The sequence below is a fragment of the Xenorhabdus sp. SGI246 genome (genome assembly GCF_040838225.1).
In the GTDB taxonomy this organism is placed as follows: Bacteria; Pseudomonadota; Gammaproteobacteria; order Enterobacterales; family Enterobacteriaceae; genus Xenorhabdus; species Xenorhabdus indica.
The window spans coordinates 15,667-36,277 of sequence record NZ_JBFPEZ010000064.1 but is presented as its reverse complement, the minus strand read 5'-3'; the positions used below and the strand labels follow the sequence as shown (position 1 = coordinate 36,277).

19 protein-coding genes are annotated in these 20,611 nt (G+C 44.7%); 13 read left to right on the top strand and 6 right to left on the bottom strand.

Annotation, left to right across the window (positions count from 1 at the left end; all coding sequences use genetic code 11):
- Positions 1–33: 33 nt before the first annotated feature.
- Positions 34–2,469, bottom strand: coding sequence for a bifunctional aspartate kinase/homoserine dehydrogenase II (locus tag ABLA85_RS14900; RefSeq protein ID WP_367965186.1), 2,436 nt, complete (start codon positions 2,467–2,469; stop codon positions 34–36).
- 2 nt (positions 2,470–2,471) lie between these two features.
- Complete coding sequence (metB, locus tag ABLA85_RS14895; protein WP_367965185.1) at positions 2,472–3,632, bottom strand: cystathionine gamma-synthase; 1,161 nt, start codon at positions 3,630–3,632, stop codon at positions 2,472–2,474.
- 290 nt (positions 3,633–3,922) lie between these two features.
- Between metB and metJ the strand changes: the two genes are divergently transcribed.
- Entirely contained in the window at positions 3,923–4,240 is a 318-nt protein-coding gene (gene metJ / locus ABLA85_RS14890) for a met regulon transcriptional regulator MetJ (RefSeq protein ID WP_367965184.1), read from the top strand.
- A 112-nt stretch (positions 4,241–4,352) separates the two neighbouring features.
- On the opposite strand, the gene rpmE is transcribed toward metJ, so the two are convergent.
- Positions 4,353–4,568, bottom strand: coding sequence for a 50S ribosomal protein L31 (gene rpmE, locus ABLA85_RS14885; protein WP_367965200.1), 216 nt, complete (start codon positions 4,566–4,568; stop codon positions 4,353–4,355).
- Positions 4,569–4,790: 222 nt separating this feature from the next.
- Between rpmE and priA the strand changes: the two genes are divergently transcribed.
- The 7 genes from priA to rraA all read left to right on the top strand — a co-directional run bounded on the left by priA (position 4,791) and on the right by rraA (position 12,887).
- Entirely contained in the window at positions 4,791–6,989 is a 2,199-nt protein-coding gene (gene priA / locus ABLA85_RS14880) for a primosomal protein N' (protein WP_367965183.1), read from the top strand.
- Between the two features lie 305 nt (positions 6,990–7,294).
- Positions 7,295–8,320, top strand: coding sequence for a DNA-binding transcriptional regulator CytR (gene cytR / locus ABLA85_RS14875; protein ID WP_367965182.1), 1,026 nt, complete (start codon positions 7,295–7,297; stop codon positions 8,318–8,320).
- 74 nt (positions 8,321–8,394) lie between these two features.
- Positions 8,395–9,243, top strand: a complete 849-nt coding sequence (gene ftsN / locus ABLA85_RS14870; RefSeq protein ID WP_367965181.1) for a cell division protein FtsN — start codon at positions 8,395–8,397, stop codon at positions 9,241–9,243.
- Positions 9,244–9,368: 125 nt separating this feature from the next.
- On the top strand, positions 9,369–9,899 hold the full coding sequence (hslV, locus tag ABLA85_RS14865; RefSeq protein ID WP_047682640.1) for an ATP-dependent protease subunit HslV: 531 nt from the start codon (positions 9,369–9,371) through the stop codon (positions 9,897–9,899).
- 11 nt (positions 9,900–9,910) lie between these two features.
- Positions 9,911–11,242 carry an HslU--HslV peptidase ATPase subunit gene (gene hslU, locus ABLA85_RS14860; protein WP_340621437.1) on the top strand — a complete coding sequence of 444 codons (1,332 nt, stop codon included), beginning with the start codon at positions 9,911–9,913 and terminating at the stop codon, positions 11,240–11,242.
- Between the two features lie 109 nt (positions 11,243–11,351).
- Complete coding sequence (locus tag ABLA85_RS14855) at positions 11,352–12,269, top strand: 1,4-dihydroxy-2-naphthoate polyprenyltransferase (protein ID WP_367965180.1); 918 nt, start codon at positions 11,352–11,354, stop codon at positions 12,267–12,269.
- 108 nt (positions 12,270–12,377) lie between these two features.
- Entirely contained in the window at positions 12,378–12,887 is a 510-nt protein-coding gene (rraA, locus tag ABLA85_RS14850; RefSeq protein ID WP_367965179.1) for a ribonuclease E activity regulator RraA, read from the top strand.
- A gap of 93 nt (positions 12,888–12,980) precedes the next feature.
- Here the strand turns inward: rraA and zapB are convergent, their stop codons facing one another.
- Positions 12,981–13,223: a cell division protein ZapB gene (gene zapB / locus ABLA85_RS14845; protein ID WP_367965178.1), complete on the bottom strand. Its 243-nt coding sequence runs from the start codon at positions 13,221–13,223 to the stop codon at positions 12,981–12,983.
- 323 nt (positions 13,224–13,546) lie between these two features.
- Between zapB and ABLA85_RS14840 the strand changes: the two genes are divergently transcribed.
- Complete coding sequence (locus tag ABLA85_RS14840) at positions 13,547–14,344, top strand: MIP/aquaporin family protein (protein ID WP_367965177.1); 798 nt, start codon at positions 13,547–13,549, stop codon at positions 14,342–14,344.
- 70 nt (positions 14,345–14,414) lie between these two features.
- The gene (glpK, locus tag ABLA85_RS14835) at positions 14,415–15,938 is read left to right on the top strand and encodes a glycerol kinase GlpK (RefSeq protein ID WP_367965176.1); all 1,524 of its coding nucleotides are present in this window, start codon (positions 14,415–14,417) and stop codon (positions 15,936–15,938) included.
- 136 nt (positions 15,939–16,074) lie between these two features.
- On the opposite strand, the gene emrD is transcribed toward glpK, so the two are convergent.
- Positions 16,075–17,262, bottom strand: a complete 1,188-nt coding sequence (emrD, locus tag ABLA85_RS14830) for a multidrug efflux MFS transporter EmrD (protein ID WP_367965175.1) — start codon at positions 17,260–17,262, stop codon at positions 16,075–16,077.
- Positions 17,263–17,655: 393 nt separating this feature from the next.
- Between emrD and fpr the strand changes: the two genes are divergently transcribed.
- Positions 17,656–18,402: a ferredoxin--NADP(+) reductase gene (fpr, locus tag ABLA85_RS14825; protein WP_367965174.1), complete on the top strand. Its 747-nt coding sequence runs from the start codon at positions 17,656–17,658 to the stop codon at positions 18,400–18,402.
- Between the two features lie 123 nt (positions 18,403–18,525).
- Here fpr and ABLA85_RS14820 read toward each other — a convergent pair whose 3' ends face one another.
- Entirely contained in the window at positions 18,526–18,972 is a 447-nt protein-coding gene (locus tag ABLA85_RS14820) for a DUF805 domain-containing protein (protein ID WP_367965173.1), read from the bottom strand.
- Between the two features lie 79 nt (positions 18,973–19,051).
- Here ABLA85_RS14820 and ABLA85_RS14815 point away from each other — a divergent pair, with 79 nt between their 5' ends.
- Together ABLA85_RS14815 and tpiA are read left to right on the top strand one after the other, a co-directional pair.
- Complete coding sequence (locus ABLA85_RS14815; RefSeq protein WP_367965172.1) at positions 19,052–19,672, top strand: DUF1454 family protein; 621 nt, start codon at positions 19,052–19,054, stop codon at positions 19,670–19,672.
- A 132-nt stretch (positions 19,673–19,804) separates the two neighbouring features.
- Positions 19,805–20,572, top strand: a complete 768-nt coding sequence (tpiA, locus tag ABLA85_RS14810) for a triose-phosphate isomerase (protein ID WP_367965171.1) — start codon at positions 19,805–19,807, stop codon at positions 20,570–20,572.
- Positions 20,573–20,611 lie beyond the last annotated feature (39 nt).

The following is a 20,611-nucleotide window of genomic DNA, read 5'->3' as shown; positions in this document are numbered from 1 at the left end:
AAAACGTAATATCCCGACCGAATACGTTGTATTTTATAAGAGTTGTGATAAACGGTTCAGATCTGATTGGATTGCCCCGGCAGTCACATCTCGCCCGGCTCCCGGACCACGGATAACTAATGGATTGTCACGATACCAACGGCTTTCTATGGCGAAGACATTATCCCCCGGTAATAACGAAGCTAAAGGATGTTCTAAGCGCACAGCTTCCACCCCAACTTTCGCCTTACCTTTAGCATCAAAACGCGCAACATAACGCAGTACCATTCCCATTTCACGCGCAGCTCCTAACCGTTTCAGCATCTGCTCATTAATAGCAGAACTGTTTTCGAAAAACTCTTCAATAGAACCAATATTGGCTTCTGCCGGCACAAGTGACTCTACCCGTACCTGATCCGCGTCTATCTCATAACCTGCCTCACGAGCCAGGATAACCAATTTGCGCATCACATCCTGACCGGAAAGGTCAATACGAGGATCAGGCTCCGTCAACCCTTGTTGCCATGCCTGTTCTACCAGATCACTGAAAGGCACTGTGCCATCAAATTGCAGGAATAACCACGATAAAGTACCGGAGAAAATGCCGCTGATAGACAGGATAGTATCCCCACTTTCTCGCAAGTCCCTGACGGAATAGTTAATTGGCAACCCGGCACCAACGGTGGCATTGTATAACCAATGACGGCCTGTTTTTGCAAAAGCATCCCGGATCATGCGGTAAGTGTTACTGTTAGATGAGCCAGCGGCTTTATTGGCACTAATCACATGAAAACCATAGCTGGCAAAATCTATGTAGTTATTCGCCAATTCTTCACTTGCCGTTATATCCAACACCACTAAATCATCATAAGGATGTGCACGCATCCATAAAAACAGTTCGTCACCTTCATGTATGGTGGCTTCATCATTAAAGAATGCCAATGCCCGACTTGCGTCAATGCCCTGATAGTTCAGCAGGCTCCGGCGGCTATCGACAATTCCCGCTAAAATGAATTCAAAATCACTGCGAGCAGAGATATTTTTCTGTTCACGTGTAAACAATTCCAGCCAACGTGACCCGATATTTCCTTTACCAAACAGAACCAACCCAATACGTTTTTCTGCCCGGAACAAGCTCTGATGCAACCCCTGAATCAAGTGTGATGTCTGGTTCAAACGCAATACAGCAACCAGACTAATGCCATCTTCTGCATGCCAGATAAATTCAACAGGTTGGTCTTTCAATTGTTGATAAAAACGGTGGCTATGTAGCGGATTTTTGCATACACCTGCTCCCACCAAAGCCACCAATGATAATCCTTCACGCAAGGAAAGTTTTCCTGGCAAAGATGCATCCTGCAAAACATCAAGGGCACTATTAACAACTTCAGAGGTATAACAAAGCTGGATCAGATTACAGTCAGCATGCAACCCCGTCGCTAAGGGACGGATTTGAGCACGCTTTAACAACGAATCGATATCTTTATAAGTTTGTTTAAAGTTATGGGCAGAAGAAAAATGCAACTCAATCAGGCAAACATCATCGTGGCTGGTGACAATTTTAGCTCCTGTTCCTGTCGCCAAAACTCGTTCAATACGAGTAGAGCCTTGCTCAGGCTGATAACTACAACGTAATTGCAAATCGATATCACTGACGGAAACTGGCTGTAATGTACGGGTATGAAGTACAGGAGCCGCCAGGCGAGCCAGTTCGCTGGCCTCATCCAGACGCAATAGTGGCAGAAGACACGCATCCTTAACTTTGCGCGGATCTGCACTGTAAACCCCGGCTACATCACTCCAGATTGTCACTTTTTTAGCGCCAGCTAATGCACCAACCTGTGTTGCAGAATAATCACTGCCATTGCGCCCCAATAGTACGGTTTCACCCTTTTGATTACTGGAAATAAAACCTGTCACTACTAAGCGCTTATTGGAATTCTGGACTAATAACTGACTTAGCAAAGGCTGAGAAAGATTGACATCAACTTGTGGCTGTGCTGCCCGCTCTGCGCGCAGGAATTGGCGCGCATCCAGCCAGGTGCTAGGAATACCTTGTGATTCAAGCAAAGCGGCCATCAAGCGAGCGGACCATATTTCGCCATGACCAACAACTTCAGCATAGGTAATGTCACTAATTGGTTTATCCAACAGCGCACTCAACCTTTCTAAATCAGCAATAAAATGTGCGATAAGAGTTTCAGCAACGGTTTCTGGCAATAATCCGCGGATCAACTCTTGCTGGTAGCGCCGTAAGGATTGCTGAACTTGATGAGCTGAAATACGGTCACTCTGACTCAATTTCAGCCAATCAATCAGTTGATTAGTCGTACTGCCTGCTGCTGATACCACCATCAAGTCACCCGGCTGGCTATAATTCGCCATAATATCCGCAACCCGCTTATAACATTTCACATCCGCAAGGCTGCTACCGCCAAATTTATGTAACTGGCGGCCAGATTCCGCCCCTGCTGTTGCCAGTTCAATCATGATTACCTCGTTGCCGCTGCCTGAAATGCATTATCCAAATCAGCAATTAAATCCTGACTATCTTCTATTCCTACAGAGACACGAAGAAGTGAATCCGTAATCCCTGCCTGTTTCCTTGCTTCTGCCGACATACCAGCATGTGTCATCGTAGCTGTATGAGAAATCAACGACTCCACACCACCCAACGATTCCGCCAGAGTAAATAATTTTAATGCAGATAAAAAGCGACGCATTGTTTGTTCATCACCATCAAGTTCAAAACTCAACATCGCACCAAAACCTGTTTGTTGTTGAAGAGCTATTTCATGCCCTGGATGATCTTTCAGTGCTGGATAGTAGAGTTTTTTCACTTGTGGTTGTTGCTGTAAATATTCCACAATGGCAGCCGTGTTGCTTTGCTGTAGAAGTACCCGCGCAGACAACGTACGAATTCCCCGCAACAACAAGTAACTGTCGAAAGCCCCCCCGGTCACACCGATATTGTTCGCCCACCATGCCAAATCCTCAGCCAGGGTGGGATCTTTGGCAATAATTGCACCAGCAATCAAATCAGAATGCCCATTCAGGTATTTTGTGCAGGAGTGAACAACTAAATCTGCACCTAAATCCAATGGCTTTTGCAGCACAGGGCTTAAAAACGTGTTATCAACTACCGTCAATGCACCTGCTTCACGAGCCAGACCACAGATGTACCCAATATCCACAATACGCAGCAATGGATTACTTGGTGTTTCAATCAAGACCAATTTAGGCTTTTGCGCAATTGCCTGTTTCAGTGCCGAATCATCCGCCTGATCAACGAAAATAACATCATAAGCGCCACGGCGGCTTAAGCTATCAAACAGGCGGTAACTTCCGCCATAACAATCATGGGGTGCTACCAATAAATCTCCCGGTTGCAAGAAAACGGTGCACAACAGATGGATGGCTGACATACCACTGCTGGTCATCACAGCACCTGCTCCGCCCTCCAGTTCAGCCAAAACTTGCTGGACAACATCACGACCAGGATTACCACGCCGTGAGTAATCATGTGCTCTCGGTTCATTAAACCCTGTGAAATTGTATGTGCTGGAAAGATAGATAGGCGGGACAACACAACCATATTGTTCATCAATATTTGTACCGCTTTGTACTGCGACCGTAGCTTGTTTACACCCCATAATCTTTACCCATTTCTTGTTTTCGGAGTCACAAAAGAATACCCCCCAGAAAGATAGACGTCAATACATCTAGACATCCAAAATAATTTACGGTTTAATAACACAACCCAATCATTACCCCCATTTTTTATGCCAGATTAGGGCATATTTTGTGAATTGATTAACCATAGCGATATAGTCGATAGGGGAAATATGCTAAAATGCCGAATTATCGACATGAACATAGCTCAGAAATAATTCCTTTTGTTTCTGATTTCAGTTGCTTGATTTAAAACTATTTAAGGTATCTCATGGCTGAGTGGAATGGTGAGTATGTCAGCCCTTATGCTGAACATGGCAAAAAAAGTGAACAGGTCAAAAAAATTACGGTTTCAATTCCATTAAAGGTATTGAAAATACTGACGGATGAGCGTACTCGTCGTCAGGTAAATAATCTGCGTCATGCAACAAATAGCGAATTGCTGTGTGAAGCATTTCTCCATGCGTTCACTGGGCAACCGTTACCTGACGATAATGATTTACGTAAAGAACGTCATGATGAAATCCCTGAAACTGCAAAAGCCATAATGCGTGAACATGGGATCGATCCCGAAACTTGGGAATATTGATATCTCCTTTATCTCAAGTCGTTGTTTGTATGCTGTACTGCGACTTGAAATCAATCAGATATAACAAAAATGCCCGATATTTTCTATCGGGCATTTTTGTTGGAAGCAAGAATTACTTCTTGATACCTGGAACGCTGAAACGTTTGTTAAAGCGATCAACACGACCACCAGTCGCAACATCACGCTGTTTACCGGTGTAGAACGGATGGCATGAACCACAAACGTCCAGGTTCAGGTCGTGACCTACGGTAGATTTGATTTTGATAACATTACCGCAAGAGCAAGATGCAGTAATTTCTTCGTATTTAGGATGAATACCTTGTTTCATGGGGAAAACCTCTGTTAAGGCCGCGTCGCTATCCAGCCCTATCGCCGCCAGACACCACACGTCGTGTTGATTAAAATAAGTTCGGTAATTTTCATACCAAAGGCGGCGGATCATACAGAATATCGTTTTATTGCGCAATGAAATCCACTGATTTGCTATGATACTCTTTGTCATTATATGTTGCTTTAGTCTTGCCATTAATAATCATTCGGAAATCGCCTTATGACCGTTGTTCAGGTTGCTTTACCTGTCCCTTTAGCTCGCTCTTTTGATTATCTGTTACCTGAAAGATTGCCGATCCCCGCCCATGGGGTCCGGGTACGTGTGCCATTTGGCAAACGCAATGCAATAGGTGTAGTTACAGGGATTACAGACAACAGCGATTTTCCCCTTGAGCAACTCAAACCAATTACCGATCTGCTTGATGAATCCCCGCTTTTTTCTGAGGATCTTTGGCAGTTGCTCCTGTGGTCTGCCTGCTATTATCACTATCCGCTTGGCGAAGTCCTTTTTCATGCCATGCCTGTTTTACTGCGACAAGGTAAACCCGCAGAATTCTCCCCTCTCTGGCAATGGCAAGTGACAGAAGCAGGCCATGATTTGCCTCTTGAACAACTTAAACGCTTCACCAAACAGCAACAAGCTTTAGCTAAATTGCGCCAAACATCCATTTATCGTCATCAAGTCTCTGAATTAGAATTGAGTGAAAATGCACTGCAATCACTGAAAAAAAAGGGATTAATTGATTTACATCCGGTACAACCGGAAACTGAAAATTGGCATGAACATTTTCGCATCATCGGGGAACGGCTAAAACTCAATACAGAGCAAGCCACCGCAATTGGAGCCGTTCGCGCAGAAGATCATACTTTTTCTCCCTGGTTACTTGCCGGCATCACTGGCTCAGGTAAAACCGAAGTATACCTGAGTGTTCTGGAAAACATTTTGACACAGGGAAAACAAGCACTGATCTTAGTTCCCGAAATTGGTTTAACTCCCCAAACTATCCGCAGGTTCAGAGAGCGATTCAACGCGCCCGTTGATGTTCTGCATTCAGCCTTAAATGACAGTGAACGGTTATCGGTATGGTTAAGAGCAAAACGAGGGGAAAACGCCATTGTCATCGGTACTCGTTCAGCACTGTTCACTCCCTTCGCTCACTTAGGTGTCATCATCATTGATGAAGAGCATGATAATTCTTATAAACAACAAGATGGCTGGCGCTATCACGCTCGTGATCTGGCGGTCTTCCGCGCCAAAAAAGAGAAAATTCCTATCATTCTGGGAACAGCAACACCCGCGCTAGAAACACTATTTAATGTAAGACATGGAAAATACAAACAACTTACTTTGACGAAACGAGCCGGTCATGCCCTGCCAGCAACCCAACACCTGCTGGATATGAAAGGATTGCCGCTGACCGTCGGTTTATCTCAACCTCTCGTTAACCGCATTAGTGAACATTTGCAAGCAGATAATCAGGTCATCCTATTTCTGAACCGCCGTGGTTATTCCCCTGCCCTGCTGTGCCATGAATGTGGCTGGATAGCAGAATGCCAGCGTTGTGATCACTACTATACCCTGCATCAGAATCATCGCTATCTGCGCTGTCATCATTGTGATAGCCAGCGACCCATTCCTCGTCAATGCCCCCAATGTGGAACGACACATCTAATCCCTGTAGGGCTAGGTACTGAGCAACTTGAAGAGGGTATCACTCAACTGTTTCCCAACGTTCCGGTTACCCGTATCGACAGGGACACCACCAGCCGCAAAGGCGCTCTGGAACAACAACTCGCGGATATTCATCAGGGTGGTGCTCGTATTTTGATCGGCACTCAAATGTTGGCAAAAGGTCACCATTTTCCTGATGTCACACTAGTCGCTTTATTGGATGTCGATGGAGCCCTGTTTTCTGCGGATTTCCGCGCGGCTGAACGGTTTGCGCAATTGTATACTCAAGTCTCTGGTCGAGCAGGACGAGCAGGCAAACGTGGAGAAGTTGTACTTCAGACTCACCATCCAGAACATCCACTTTTACAGGTGTTGCTGGAGAAAGGCTATGACGCATTTGCTCAGCAGGCAATGGAAGAGCGCCGACAAGTACTTCTGCCCCCTTTTGTCAGCCATATCATGCTACGGTCGGAAGATCACGATAATCAGCAGGCTCCTGCTTTTTTGCAACAAATGCGCCAACTGTTTGAACATCATCCACAATATGATGAACATGTATGGATTATGGGACCAGTTCCCGCATTACAGGCCAAACGGGGTGGCCGATATCGTTGGCAATTACTGGTGCAACACCCTTCGCGCATTTTTCTACAAAAAATGATGGCAGAGCTCTACCCACATATCACAGCGTTGCCACAAGCACGTAAAGTAAAATGGAATATTGATGTTGATCCCACAGAAGGTTGATAAAAAAACAATTGATTATTGCAGTAAAAACTCCAAATTGAACAGAAGCCTATGAAAAAACAGTGGCAATTATTTCCTTAATTTGCGAAGTAGCTCTAAGAAATGATGTATATCACATTTTTTATGTAAACAAAGTAACGGGTTGAACTGTTAATCGGTTTAAAATGAATTTATTAATAAGTCTGTAGAAAACGAGCCGCCAGTGCTTCCCCACAGGAATAACTGGCGTTTTTTTACTTTCGATTTTTTTACTTTCATTTCGGATAACAGTCGTTTCGCTACCTGTAGAACATGAGGAGTGAACTATGGAAAAAAAGAATTGCGCATTAGCGACAATGAAAGATGTCGCCAAAGTAGCGGGGGTTTCTACCGCAACAGTATCAAGAACACTTATGAATCCTGATAAAGTTTCTGCGCACACCCGCCAGAAAGTCGAAAATGCTGTACTGGAAGTGGGTTACTATCCACATAATCTCGCCAAGAATTTGAGGAGAAATGAGTCCAGAGCCATCCTGGTTATCGTTCCCAATATCAGCGATCCTTTCTTCAATGAAAGTATCCGCGGCATTGAAGAGACTGCGGCAAAACATGGCTATCTGGTTCTGATTGGTGATTGCAAACACCAACAACAGCAAGAACATGCTTTTATCAATCTGCTCATTACCAAACGCATTGATGGCATGATCTTACTGGGCTCAAATGTTCCTTTCGATGTCTCTAAAGAAGAACAGAAAAATATGCCTCCCATGGTGATGGCTAATGAATTTGCACCTGAACTAGGGCTTCCTACTGTCCATATCGATAATCTGACCTCCGCTTTCAATGCCACCCATCACTTACAAAAAATCGGGCATAAACGCATCGCCTGTATAACCGGACCAGATACAATGCCACTGTGCCAATATCGGCTTCAGGGTTATATTCAGGCATTACGTCGTACCGGCGTTCCTATCCGTGATGAATATATAGTCAGAGGTGATTTCACCCATGAAAGTGGCGCTGAATCAGCAGAAATTCTGCTTAGCCTGCCGGAACCTCCTAGCGCTATTTTCTGCCATAGTGATGTCATGGCAATTGGTGCAATGTGGCAAGCTAAAAAAATGGGATTAAAATTACCAGAAGACCTGTCCATTGTTGGTTTTGATAATATCAACATGGCGCAATACAGCGAACCGCCTCTGACAACTGTGGCACAGCCATGTTATGAAATTGGGCATAACTCAATGCTTTTGTTGCTAGAACAGCTCCAGGGCCGTATGGTTTCGAAAGGCTCACGATTATTAGATGCAGAATTGCTTATTCGTGAGAGTACTTGTTCGCCTAAAAGCTAGGCAAATAACTACATGTTCAGTAACATTAGGTATCTACTCCTTAATTTTTTAAATAACTCAGCGAATTAAACACAGTGGCACAACGAGATTATGTGAGTCGCGGGCATTCCAATCCCCGTCGGAAAGGTACTGGTAAGAAAAAAAATCAGGCCCAGGGACTACCTAAAATGACATTAGCTATCGCCGTCGCTTTGGTGGTCACATTCATTGGTGGACTTTATTTCATCGTACATACTAAAAATGAAAGTGTACAAAATACACCACCAATCACTCACCAGCCTAAAGGCCATGGTCTGCCACCAAAACCAGAAGAACGCTGGAGTTATATCAAGGAGCTGGAAAATCGACCTGTTGGTCTGCCATCAATGCAGGAACCCTCTTCAACCCCTAATCAACAGAACAACAGCCCAACGGAACTGACGCCAGAACAGCGCCAGTTACTTGAACAAATGCAGGCAGATATGCGCCAGCCTCCAACACAATTGGCTGAAGTACCCTATAACAGTGAGCCAGTTCCTCGCTCACGCGTTCTTGTGAATCCACCAGTACAAAAACCATCTCCAGAATATATTCCACAGCAAAATCCTGTGATTCAACAGGAGAATAAGTCATCGGTGCAATTTCAATCACCTCAGGCGCAAATACCTCGGTCTCAAACACCCAATGAGTCCAGCAAGCCAAAGACGGCGCTAAATGAAGCCAGATTAATGCTACAATGTGGCTCATTCCGTACTATAGAGCAGGCAGAGTCTGTCCGTGCCAGCCTCGCGTTGGTCGGTATTGAGAGTAAGATTACAACAAAAGACAGTTGGAATCGGGTTGTAGTAGGACCGTATAAGAACAAAGATAGTGCGGAAAAAATGCGCAATCGTATTGCCAATACGGGGATTTCCAACTGTATTCTCCGCCCTGCTGGGGGTTGAAAAATCAAAAAATTCCCCCATCTTGATCTCTAATAACGAACATACGGTACTTTTGATAAATAATCGTGGCATTGTCAGCCAAAGTACCGTGTGCCATCTTCTATTTTTTAACCAGGGGCTAACTCGTGACTACAATCGTAAGTGTTCGCCGTAATGGCCAAGTTGTCATCGGTGGTGATGGACAAGCAACAATGGGTCATACCGTTATGAAAGGCAATGTCCGTAAAGTACGCCGCCTTTACAATGACAAAGTCATAGCGGGTTTTGCCGGCGGTACTGCAGATGCCTTCACCCTATTTGAGCTGTTTGAACGTAAGCTCGAAATGCATCAAGGGCATTTGACTAAAGCAGCAGTTGAACTCGCTAAAGATTGGCGGACAGACAGAATGCTCCGCAAACTGGAAGCCCTGCTTGCCGTTGCAGATGAAAATACATCTCTGATTATTACAGGTAATGGTGATGTGATTCAGCCAGAAAATGATCTTATCGCTATTGGCTCCGGTGGCTCATATGCACAAGCAGCAGCCCGCGCAATGCTGGAAACCACCGAACTCAGCGCCCGGGAAATCGCAGAACGCGCCCTGACTATCGCTGGCGATATCTGCATCTACACCAACCAAAATCATAACTTCGAAGAATTACCCTCAAAAGCGTAAGGATAGATAGTATGTCTGAAATGACTCCTCGCGAAATTGTCAGCGAACTTGACAATCATATCATCGGTCAGGATAAAGCAAAGCGTGCTGTTGCCATTGCACTGCGTAACCGCTGGCGTCGTATGCAGTTGGATGAATCACTGCGTTACGAAGTAACTCCGAAAAATATTCTGATGATTGGCCCAACCGGTGTTGGTAAAACCGAAATCGCCCGTCGTTTGGCAAAACTGGCTAATGCGCCTTTTATCAAAGTTGAAGCAACAAAATTCACTGAAGTCGGTTATGTCGGTAAAGAAGTTGACTCCATTATTCGTGATCTGACTGACGCTGCCGTGAAAATGGTTCGCCTGCAATCCATTGAAAAAAACCGCCACCGCGCCGAAGAACTGGCTGAAGAGCGTATTCTGGACGTTCTGTTGCCACCAGCAAAAAATAACTGGGGGCAACCTGAAGTTCAACCAGAGCAGTCCTCAACCCGCCAGACATTCCGCAAGAAACTGCGTGAAGGCCAGCTAGATGACAAAGAAATCGAGATCGAAGTTGCAGCGGCTCCTGTTGGTGTTGAAATCATGGCACCTCCGGGAATGGAAGAGATGACCAATCAATTACAGTCCATGTTCCAAAACCTGGCTGGCCAGCGTCAAAAAAGTCGTAAGCTGAAGATCAAAGATGCGTTCAAACTCCTGGTAGAAGAAGAAGCTGCGAAACTGGTTAACCCTGAAGAGTTGAAACAGCAAGCGATTGATGCCGTTGAACAGCACGGTATCGTCTTTATTGATGAAATCGATAAAATTTGTAAACGTGGTCAAAGCTCCGGCCCGGATGTTTCCCGCGAAGGCGTTCAACGTGACTTATTACCATTGGTTGAAGGCTGTACTGTCTCCACCAAACACGGCATGGTAAAAACTGACCACATTCTATTTATCGCTTCAGGCGCATTCCAGGTTGCCAGCCCTTCTGATTTGATCCCAGAGTTACAAGGACGTCTGCCTATCCGTGTTGAATTACAGGCACTAACAACTGAAGACTTTGAGCGCATCCTGACTGAGCCGAATGCTTCACTGACAGAACAATACAAGGCATTGATGGCCACCGAAGGCATGAATATTGAGTTCACCGCTGACGGTATTCGTAGAATTGCAGAAGCTGCATGGCAGGTTAATGAGACTACCGAAAATATTGGTGCCCGCCGTTTGCACACTGTGCTTGAACGCATGATGGAAGACATCTCTTTCGAAGCCAGCGAATGTCAGGGTCAATCTGTTGAAATCAATGCTGACTATGTCAAAACACACTTAGATGAACTGGTAGCTGATGAAGATCTGAGCCGTTTTATCTTATAATCGGTTTATAGCCTGATTCAACAGTAGTAAAAAATGGAATGGGAGGCTTACCTCCCATTTCTCTTTTTCTTAAACCAAAATCTATTACACTGAAATGTTTGATAGCAATATGAGTTCAATAACAACGGGTAATCAGATACAGGCATGGCTGGAAAGCTTACGCCTCAAAACTCTTCCACTTGCTGTAGCAGCCATTATGACCGGCTCTGCCCTTGCATCATGGGCGGGTCATTTCAAATGGTCGGTGGCGTTGCTGGCCTTATTAACCGCCTCCTTGCTACAAATTCTGTCCAATCTTGCCAATGATTATGGTGATGTCACCAAAGGCAGTGATACCGAAAAACGCATCGGCCCAATGCGCGGCATGCAAAAGGGCTTGATCACCGCGCAACAAATGAAAACCGCATTGAAAATTACCGTGTTGCTCTCTTGTCTCTCAGGAATTTCTCTCATCATCGTTGCCTGTCATAGCCCAAGCGATATTATCGGTTTTCTGGGTTTGGGGCTGCTGGCGATCATCGCTGCGATTACTTATACGGTAGGCGCTAAACCGTATGGTTATATGGGATTGGGTGACCTTTCCGTCCTTATTTTCTTTGGTTGGCTCAGTGTACTTGGTACTTACTATCTGCAAGCCAATACTTTTTCTCTGGACACTGTTCTGCCCGCAACAGCCTGTGGTTTACTCTCCGTGGCGGTGTTGAATATTAATAACTTGCGTGATATCGAAACAGATCGCCAAAACGGTAAAAATACACTGGCAGTCAGACTAGGTGGAAAAAAAGCCCGTTACTACCATGCAACACTGCTTACAGGTGCTATGCTCTGCTTTGTCATCTTTACCCTCTTATATCTAAACAACTGGTATAATTGGTTGTTCCTGCTGGCTTTCCCCTTATTATTGCAGCATATGTTACAGGTACTGCGCGATCCAACAGCCAAAGGTATGCGCCCCAAGCTGGTACAAATGGTCAAGGCTGCATTATTGGCTAACATCCTGTTTTCCATTGGATTGATACTTAATTAGGCGAGTACATATCAATTTTATACACACGTTTTAAGATTGATGATTTTGCCAACACTGGCCTTAAAAGGATATACTGTTCGTTCCTTGCATAAACCAGACGTAAATCCCATGAAATATGATACTTCCGAACTTTGTGATATCTATCAAGAAGATGTAAACGTGGTAGAGCCATTATTCTCCAACTTTGGTGGGCGTACTTCATTTGGTGGTCAAATCATCACAGTGAAATGCTTTGAAGACAATGGATTGCTTTATGATTTATTGGAAGAACACGGACGTGGACACATTTTGCTCGTCGATGGTGGTGGATCGGTACGCAAGGCTCTTGTCGATGCCGAATTGGCTCAACTTGCTGTCAATAATGAATGGGAAGGTATCGTCGTCTACGGTGCTGTGCGTCAGGTAGATCACCTTGCTGAACTCGATATTGGCATTCAGGCAATGGCCGCTATTCCTGCCGGCTCCAACAGCGAAGGCATCGGAGAAAGTGATATCAGGGTGAATTTTGGTGGCGTAACTTTCTTTTCCGGTGATTATCTTTATGCAGATAATACAGGGATTATCCTATCAGAAGTTCCGCTGGTGATGGATGACGATAGCGATAATGATGAAATGTAATATCCGGATAAACCTATACCCTATCATCAATCTCCAAGATACATAAAAAAGGGCGCAGTCATCCGCCCTTTTTTCGCAAAACTATCGGATACCTTACTGAACATCTTCCATCTTACCCAACAAGGTACGTAAGCGATCTTGCCATGCTGATTGTTCTTGTTTGAGCTGTTCATTTTCACGTACCAGAGAATCACGGCTATCTGTCACATTTTGGACATCCTGAGATAACACTGTGTTCTTTTCTTTTAATTCTTCAATTTCCATTTGCAGCAAAGTGATGGTATCAATTGCCTGCTGAACTTTAGATTCTAGCTTTTCAAAAACTTCAAATGACATTCTCTAGCCCCTCTTATAAGCAATGCCTTGATTGTATTTAGCCTGTTAACGACTGTCTAGTTTCATACTTCTAATGTGTGGCATAACGAGAAATATAGTGACTAATCCTAAATGGATATAAGATCACATTTTAGCGACCAATAAAACCACAATTAAATGCGAGTTCGCTCATTTTGTTGACGCAACACGCAGATTTCAATTTCGCTATTTCTCGTTTCCGCTCATTAACGATAAATTCACATCGCCTTTCTCTGCGTAATCAGAACGCAGCAAGAAAGGACTAATAATTAATCTCCTCTCTGTACTTTTTATAGGATATAGAAATGAGTCAGACCACCACTCCAACATTATCAGGTCAATGCACTTCAGAATTTCTGGGTACTGCATTGCTTGTTTTCTTCGGCTTAGGCTGTGTTGCTGCTGCCCGTCTTGCAGGAGCACAACTGGGTCTATGGGAAATCAGCATTATCTGGGGCTTTGGTGTTGCCCTGGCTGTTTACCTTACTGCCGGAATTTCTGGTGCACACCTGAATCCAGCAGTAACCATTGCGCTATGCCTATTTGCCAGTTTTGACAGAAAAAAAGTACTCCCTTACATCATTGCCCAAATGTTAGGCGGTTTTGTCGCCGCAGCTATCGTCTATATGATGTATTACAACCTTTTCCTTGATTATGAGCAAGTTCACAACATTGTTCGGGGATCACAAGAAAGTCTTTTCACGGCTGGAGTATTTTCCACTTACCCTGCATCACAACTTTCTGTATTCCATGCATTTATTGTTGAAGTTATCATCGCGGCTGTTTTGCTTTGCCTGATCCTGGCACTAACAGATGATGGCAATGGCATTCCACGTGGTCCTTTGGCACCACTGATTATCGGTATTTTAATTGCTGTTATCGGTGGATCTTTTGGCCCCCTGACCGGATTTGCCCTGAATCCTGCCCGTGATTTCGGCCCTAAGTTAGTTGCTTATTTAGCCGGATGGGGAAATATTGCTCTGACTGGTGGCCGGGACATCCCTTATTTCCTTGTTCCGTTGGTCGCCCCCATTGTTGGTGCAATTCTGGGTGCATTTGGTTACCGCAAACTGATTACCCGCCATTTACCCCATGGAGCTTAGTTTTGCTGCCCTTGACAGATGATAACAGATAAAAAATAAAAAAATTATTGAATAAGACCAGGTTATAGTTATGACAACAGAAAATATGACGGATAAAAAATATATCGTTGCTTTGGATCAGGGGACAACCAGTTCACGGGCAGTAATACTTGATCACGACGCTAATATTATCTGTATTTCACAACGTGAATTTCCACAAATATATCCTAAGCCAGGCTGGGTAGAGCACGATCCAATGGAGATCTGGGCCAGCCAAAGCTCAACATTGGTCGAAGTGCTGGCAAAAGCAGATATCCGCACAGATCAAATTGCCAGTATTGGTATCACTAATCAACGAGAAACAACTATCATCTGGGAAAAAGAAACAGGTAAACCTGTTTACAATGCCATTGTATGGCAATGTCGCCGGACAGCAGATATTTGTACCAAACTGAAGAAAAAAGAAGGTTTGGAAGAATATATCCGTCATAACACTGGCCTGGTGATTGATCCCTATTTTTCCGGTACAAAAATAAAATGGATCTTGGATAATATCGAGGGGGTCCGCCTGCGTGCTGAAAATGGCGAACTGTTATTCGGCACAGTGGATACCTGGTTGGTTTGGAAAATGACACAAGGTCGCGTGCATGTCACCGATTACACCAACGCTTCCCGTACTATGCTATTCAATATCCATAATCTCGACTGGGATCAGAAAATCCTTGATGAGTTGGGTATTCCTCGCGTTATGTTGCCAAAAGTTGCCGCATCTTCTGAAATTTATGGTCAAACCAACATCGGTGGTAAAGGCGGTACTCGTATTCCTATTGCAGGAATTGCAGGGGATCAACAGGCTGCGCTCTATGGCCAGTTATGTGTCCAGCCTGGCATGGCAAAAAATACTTATGGCACAGGCTGCTTCCTGCTGATGAATACAGGAACTGATGCCGTGCGTTCCAATCATGGGCTGCTGACCACCATCGCCTGTGGGCCACGAGGTGAAGTCAACTATGCGCTGGAAGGCGCCGTATTTGTAGGTGGAGCGTCTATTCAGTGGCTGCGTGATGAACTGAAACTTATTGCAGATGCGGCAGACTCCGAATACTTCGCCAAAAAAGTAAAAGACAGTAATGGTGTTTATGTTGTTCCGGCCTTTACCGGTCTTGGAGCCCCTTATTGGGATCCTTACGCCCGTGGCGCCATTTTCGGCCTGACTCGTGGTGCAAACAGTAACCATATTATTCGTGCCACACTCGAATCCATCGCTTACCAAACCCGTGATGTACTGGATGCAATGCAAGCCGATTCTGGTACACGCCTGCAAGCACTGCGTGTAGACGGTGGTGCGGTTGCCAATAATTTCTTGATGCAATTCCAGTCTGACATTCTCGGAACACGTGTCGAGCGCCCTGAAATACGCGAAAGCACAGCATTAGGTGCCGCCTTCCTTGCTGGTTTAGCTGTCGGTTTCTGGAAAGATCTTGACGAAGTGAAGAGTAAGGCAACTATCGAAAAAGAATTCCGTCCAAGTATTGAAACTACAGAACGTAATCACAGATACAACGGTTGGAAAAAAGCGGTTGCCCGCGCTCAAGAATGGGAAGATCGCGCTTGAAAAACAAGCCATTAAGGTGAAAAACCCCCGCATTGAAACATAATGCTCTGACAGAGCAGTACTGCCATGTTAGAAGTACTGTAATGTCAGAGCTTTCTCACTTCGATATTTTTGCCTACTACTGTATTGCCCGTCTTTATCCGACTGTATGTTCCTGATGCTGGATCCGCTGAGAAATTGGCAGCCAACACAATAGAATAAGCAGAGCCATAAAGAACATCAGCATACCAACGCTGAACTGGCTATTTTGTGGCAACATCGCCGATAACCATGTAGCCACGCCAGACCCTATATTCTGTAATCCACCCACCAGCGCCCCCGCTGCACCAGCCAGATAAGGAAATGGCTCCATAGCCCCCGTCGTTGCCAGCGGGAACAGCATACCAGCGCCAAAAAAGAACAATGCAGCCGGGAACAACAGCGTCCAGATATTGATAATCCCCAACCATCCTGGCAACCACATCAACGCGCCTGCTATCAAACAACAGATGACGGAATTCCACATCAATTGATAAAATGTTTTGTTCTCACGTCCTGCATACCATGAGCCCAGAAATGCAGCAGGGATAGGCAGAATAAACAGAATACTGACAGTCAAACTGTCCAATCCTAAAACAGCCCCCATCAAAACCCCGCTGCTGGACTCAAAAACAGCCACACCCGCCAGACTACCAACCAACATCATCAGGTAAGAAACAAAAACACCATTGGATAACAATTGGTGAAAAGAGATTAGCATCGTGCTCTGTTTTGTTTGCTCCGGGCGGGTTTCCGGCAAATGCCGGAATAAAAACAAAGTTACAGTTGCCCCCAACAGCAATAAAAACAAATAGCAAGCACGCCAACCAAAATAATGGCCCACGATACCGCCTACCATCGGTGCTAATAAAGGGCTGACCAATATCGCCATATTCAACAGACTATTGGCATAACGTAATTCTGTCCCCGTGTATAAATCTCTTGGCATAGTGCGCACCATTACTCCTCCGACCCCCGTACCCAAGCCTTGAAATACACTGGCTATTACCAGCACCAATAAACTGGAGGAAAACAGTGCACAAGTTGTGGCCACCAGAAAAATTGACATTCCTGTCAAAATAACGGGACGACGACCAATTTTATCCGATAATGGCCCATAAAAGAGCTGTGAGAGTCCATAAGAGAATAAGTATGCCGCCATGACACGCTGTACTTCACCCGCAGGTTTCCCGAAGTAATTCGCCATATCTGCAATAACTGGAACATAAATTGTCTGGGTCATTTGCCCGACAGCGACCAACGCAATTAACATCAGCAATAAATTGAAATGTACTATTTTTCTCATCGCATTCACATACAATGTTATTTAAACAAAATACACATGTACCCGGTTTCATTTTAAGGAATAACAGCAATAACAAAGCCCCAGGTTATTAATAAACAAACCTGACGTACTGACTTCATTAGATTGAATTTTCCCGGTCAATTTATATTTTTTCTTAGCAGTATACAATTTCACACATGGAAAAAATGGCAGTCACATTCCCCATAAATGTCAATAAAAATGTACATATCCCCCATAAAAATAGCAAAAATATAGTCAATAAGACGGTGACACGTAATCGATAAGGCTATTTCACTCAATCGCGTAAAATCTCGTCAAAGGAGCGCCTATTTACTCCATTTATTTCACTCCGTATTGTTACTCACTCAGTATCGTGTAGAGAGGCTAAATGCAATGGCAAACTGGGTTACAGGAAAAGTCACAGATATAATCAATTGGACAGACTCACTATTCAGTATCAAGCTATGTGCACCAATAGAAAAATTCACTGCTGGCCAATTTGCAAAACTTGCTCTCGAAGTTGAAGGGGAGCGCATCCAACGGGCTTATTCTTACGTTAATTCTCCCAATAACGACAATCTTGAGTTTTATTTAGTCACCGTGCCGGAAGGAAAGCTCAGTCCGCGACTTGCTGCCTTGCAGAAAGGTGATGAATTGCTAGTCACAGAACAAGCGGCAGGTTTTTTTATCCTTGACGAAATTCCTGACTGCCAAAACCTGTGGATGCTCTCGACCGGGACAGCCATCGGGCCTTATCTTTCCATTCTTCAGCAGGGGAGTGATTTGGAACGATTTGAAAATATCGTTCTGGTGCATGCCGTCAGGCTGGAGCAGGATTTAAGTTACTTACCACTCATGCAGCAATTAGAGAAATCTTTCCAGGGAAAACTGCGGATCCAAACTATCGTTAGTCGGGAAAAATGCCAGAATTCATTGATGGGGCGGATCCCGGCACTCATTGAAAATGGTGAAATGGAAGCAGCCGTCGGTTTACCTATGCAGGCAGAAAACAGCCACGTGATGCTGTGCGGAAATCCTCAGATGGTCAGAGATACCCGGCAACTACTGAAAGAACAACGCGGCATGGAAAAACACCTGCGCCGTAAACCGGGCCATGTTACCAGCGAACAATACTGGTAACGATCAACTATAACTTTTACTTCTTATAACCTCTTCAAAGATCTTCATCTTTCAAGACACCGCATTATTGGCGGTATCTTGAAATCTGTTGGGTATATAAATCTATTCGGTATATACAGTTAATCAACGTTTTTGTAGCGGATTGTCAGCAGAAATGTGATCAACCCTTTCTGCCGATTTGCCAAAACGATTTGGCCCTTCTGTTCCACGAAATACACCGCAATCCAGCATAATCATGACAAAAATCAGTGTCGGAATAAAACGACCAATACCCCATTGCCATATCGGTGCCATTGCGCTCCAATCAAGGGAAAGCAATACCCAGGCCAATGCCAGCAGCAACGTCCAGCCACCACGTTTATTACGGTCATGCAAGCGTTTCGAAAAAATAGCGGTTGTCGGATACAATATCAAGACCGTACTTACCGCGGCATAATTCATGGGGAGAACATTCATTCCATGCAGAGTCAGGAGTATAAAAATCAGGGCGAAACAGATACCGATTCCGACCCAAAATTCCCGTCGTCCAATGCGACCTTTGAATGAGAATCCCCATTGTTGTAATGTCATGTACTCTTTTCCAATTGTGGATGCTGTTTTTCTGCTATTTACACTTTATTTCCGCGCTTGACACTCGGCGAGTAACAACATGAAAACAGACATAAATAAACTTCTGGTGACAATATTAATCGCTTTTAGCATCGGTTTACCATGCTCAACTGCTGCGGGTGAGCCTTCTGTCACATCAGATACACACCCGCAACTCATGTATCTCTTACCAGATTCCCCGGCTTTTGAAGATACCATCCCGACATTCCGGGAAAAATACAATAAAAAACACCCTGAAATTCTTCTGCATGAATATAAAGTCATTGCGAGCAAAGATATCTCACTGCCTTTTATCCGCGCCGCCAGTAAGATCAACGAAAAAATCTACTCTTCAGCCGTGCTGGAGAGAGGCAGCGAGAAAATTAAAAGCCTGCAAATTACTTTATTGCCATCCCAAAATGGGCAGGAAAAAGAACAGAACCTTTTGCTGACCAAACAGTATATCGTTGCCTTGATCGGCCAATTTGAACCAACACTTTCCCCAGAACAAATTAAAGAGAAAACGGAGAAACTCCTCAAAACGGCAGAAAAGCAGCCATTTTACAGCCGAAAAATGGGGGCAATACGCTATATCATCGTAAACAGCAGCGAAAATATAATGACCTTCGCTATTGAACCGATTAAGCTATCACTATCTGACGTACCAGCAAATGAAAATTAGTGACATAGCGCAGAGCTATTCTGGCCGATGATCTTTATACTGTCGGCCTTCCACTTAAATGGCATGAAGCCATTCATTGAAGAATATTAATTCAGTTCGCAATTTAATTATTTTCTGGTTGGAGGGAAAAATATGCGACATCCATTAGTTATGGGTAACTGGAAACTCAATGGCAGTACCCACATGGTTAACGACCTGATCGCAGGCCTGCGTAAAGAATTGAGCAACATTGATGGCTGTGACGTCGCTATCGCACCACCAACTGTGTATGTTTCTCTGGCAAAAAGTGCACTGGCCGGCAGCCGTATCGCTCTGGGTGCACAAGATGTTGGCGTTAACCTTTCTGGTGCATTCACAGGCGAAACATCCGCAGAAATGCTGAAAGATGTGGGCGCAAAATATATTATCATCGGCCACTCTGAACGCCGCACTTACCACAAAGAAAGCGATGAATTCATAGCAAAAAAATTTGCTGTCCTGAAAGAACAAGGCCTTATCCCGGTTCTGTGTATTGGTGAAACCGAACAGGAAAACGAAGCGGGCCAGACAGAAGCAGTATGTGCACGCCAAATCGATGCTGTTCTTAACACATTGGGCGCAGAGACCTTCGAAGGTGCAGTCATTGCTTACGAGCCCGTTTGGGCAATCGGCACCGGCAAATCAGCAACACCTGCGCAAGCCCAGGCTGTCCATAAATTCATTCGTGACCACATCGCTAAACAAGATGCAGTCATTGCTGAGCAAGTTATCATCCAATACGGCGGCTCTGTTAACGCCGGCAATGCGGCTGAATTGTTTACCCAACCAGATATCGACGGTGCTCTGGTTGGTGGTGCATCACTGAAAGCTGATGCTTTTGCTGTTATCGTGAAAGCGGCTGCGGAAGCGAAAAAAGCATAATACACCTCAAACAATGACAAAATAACCGCCACCAAGTTA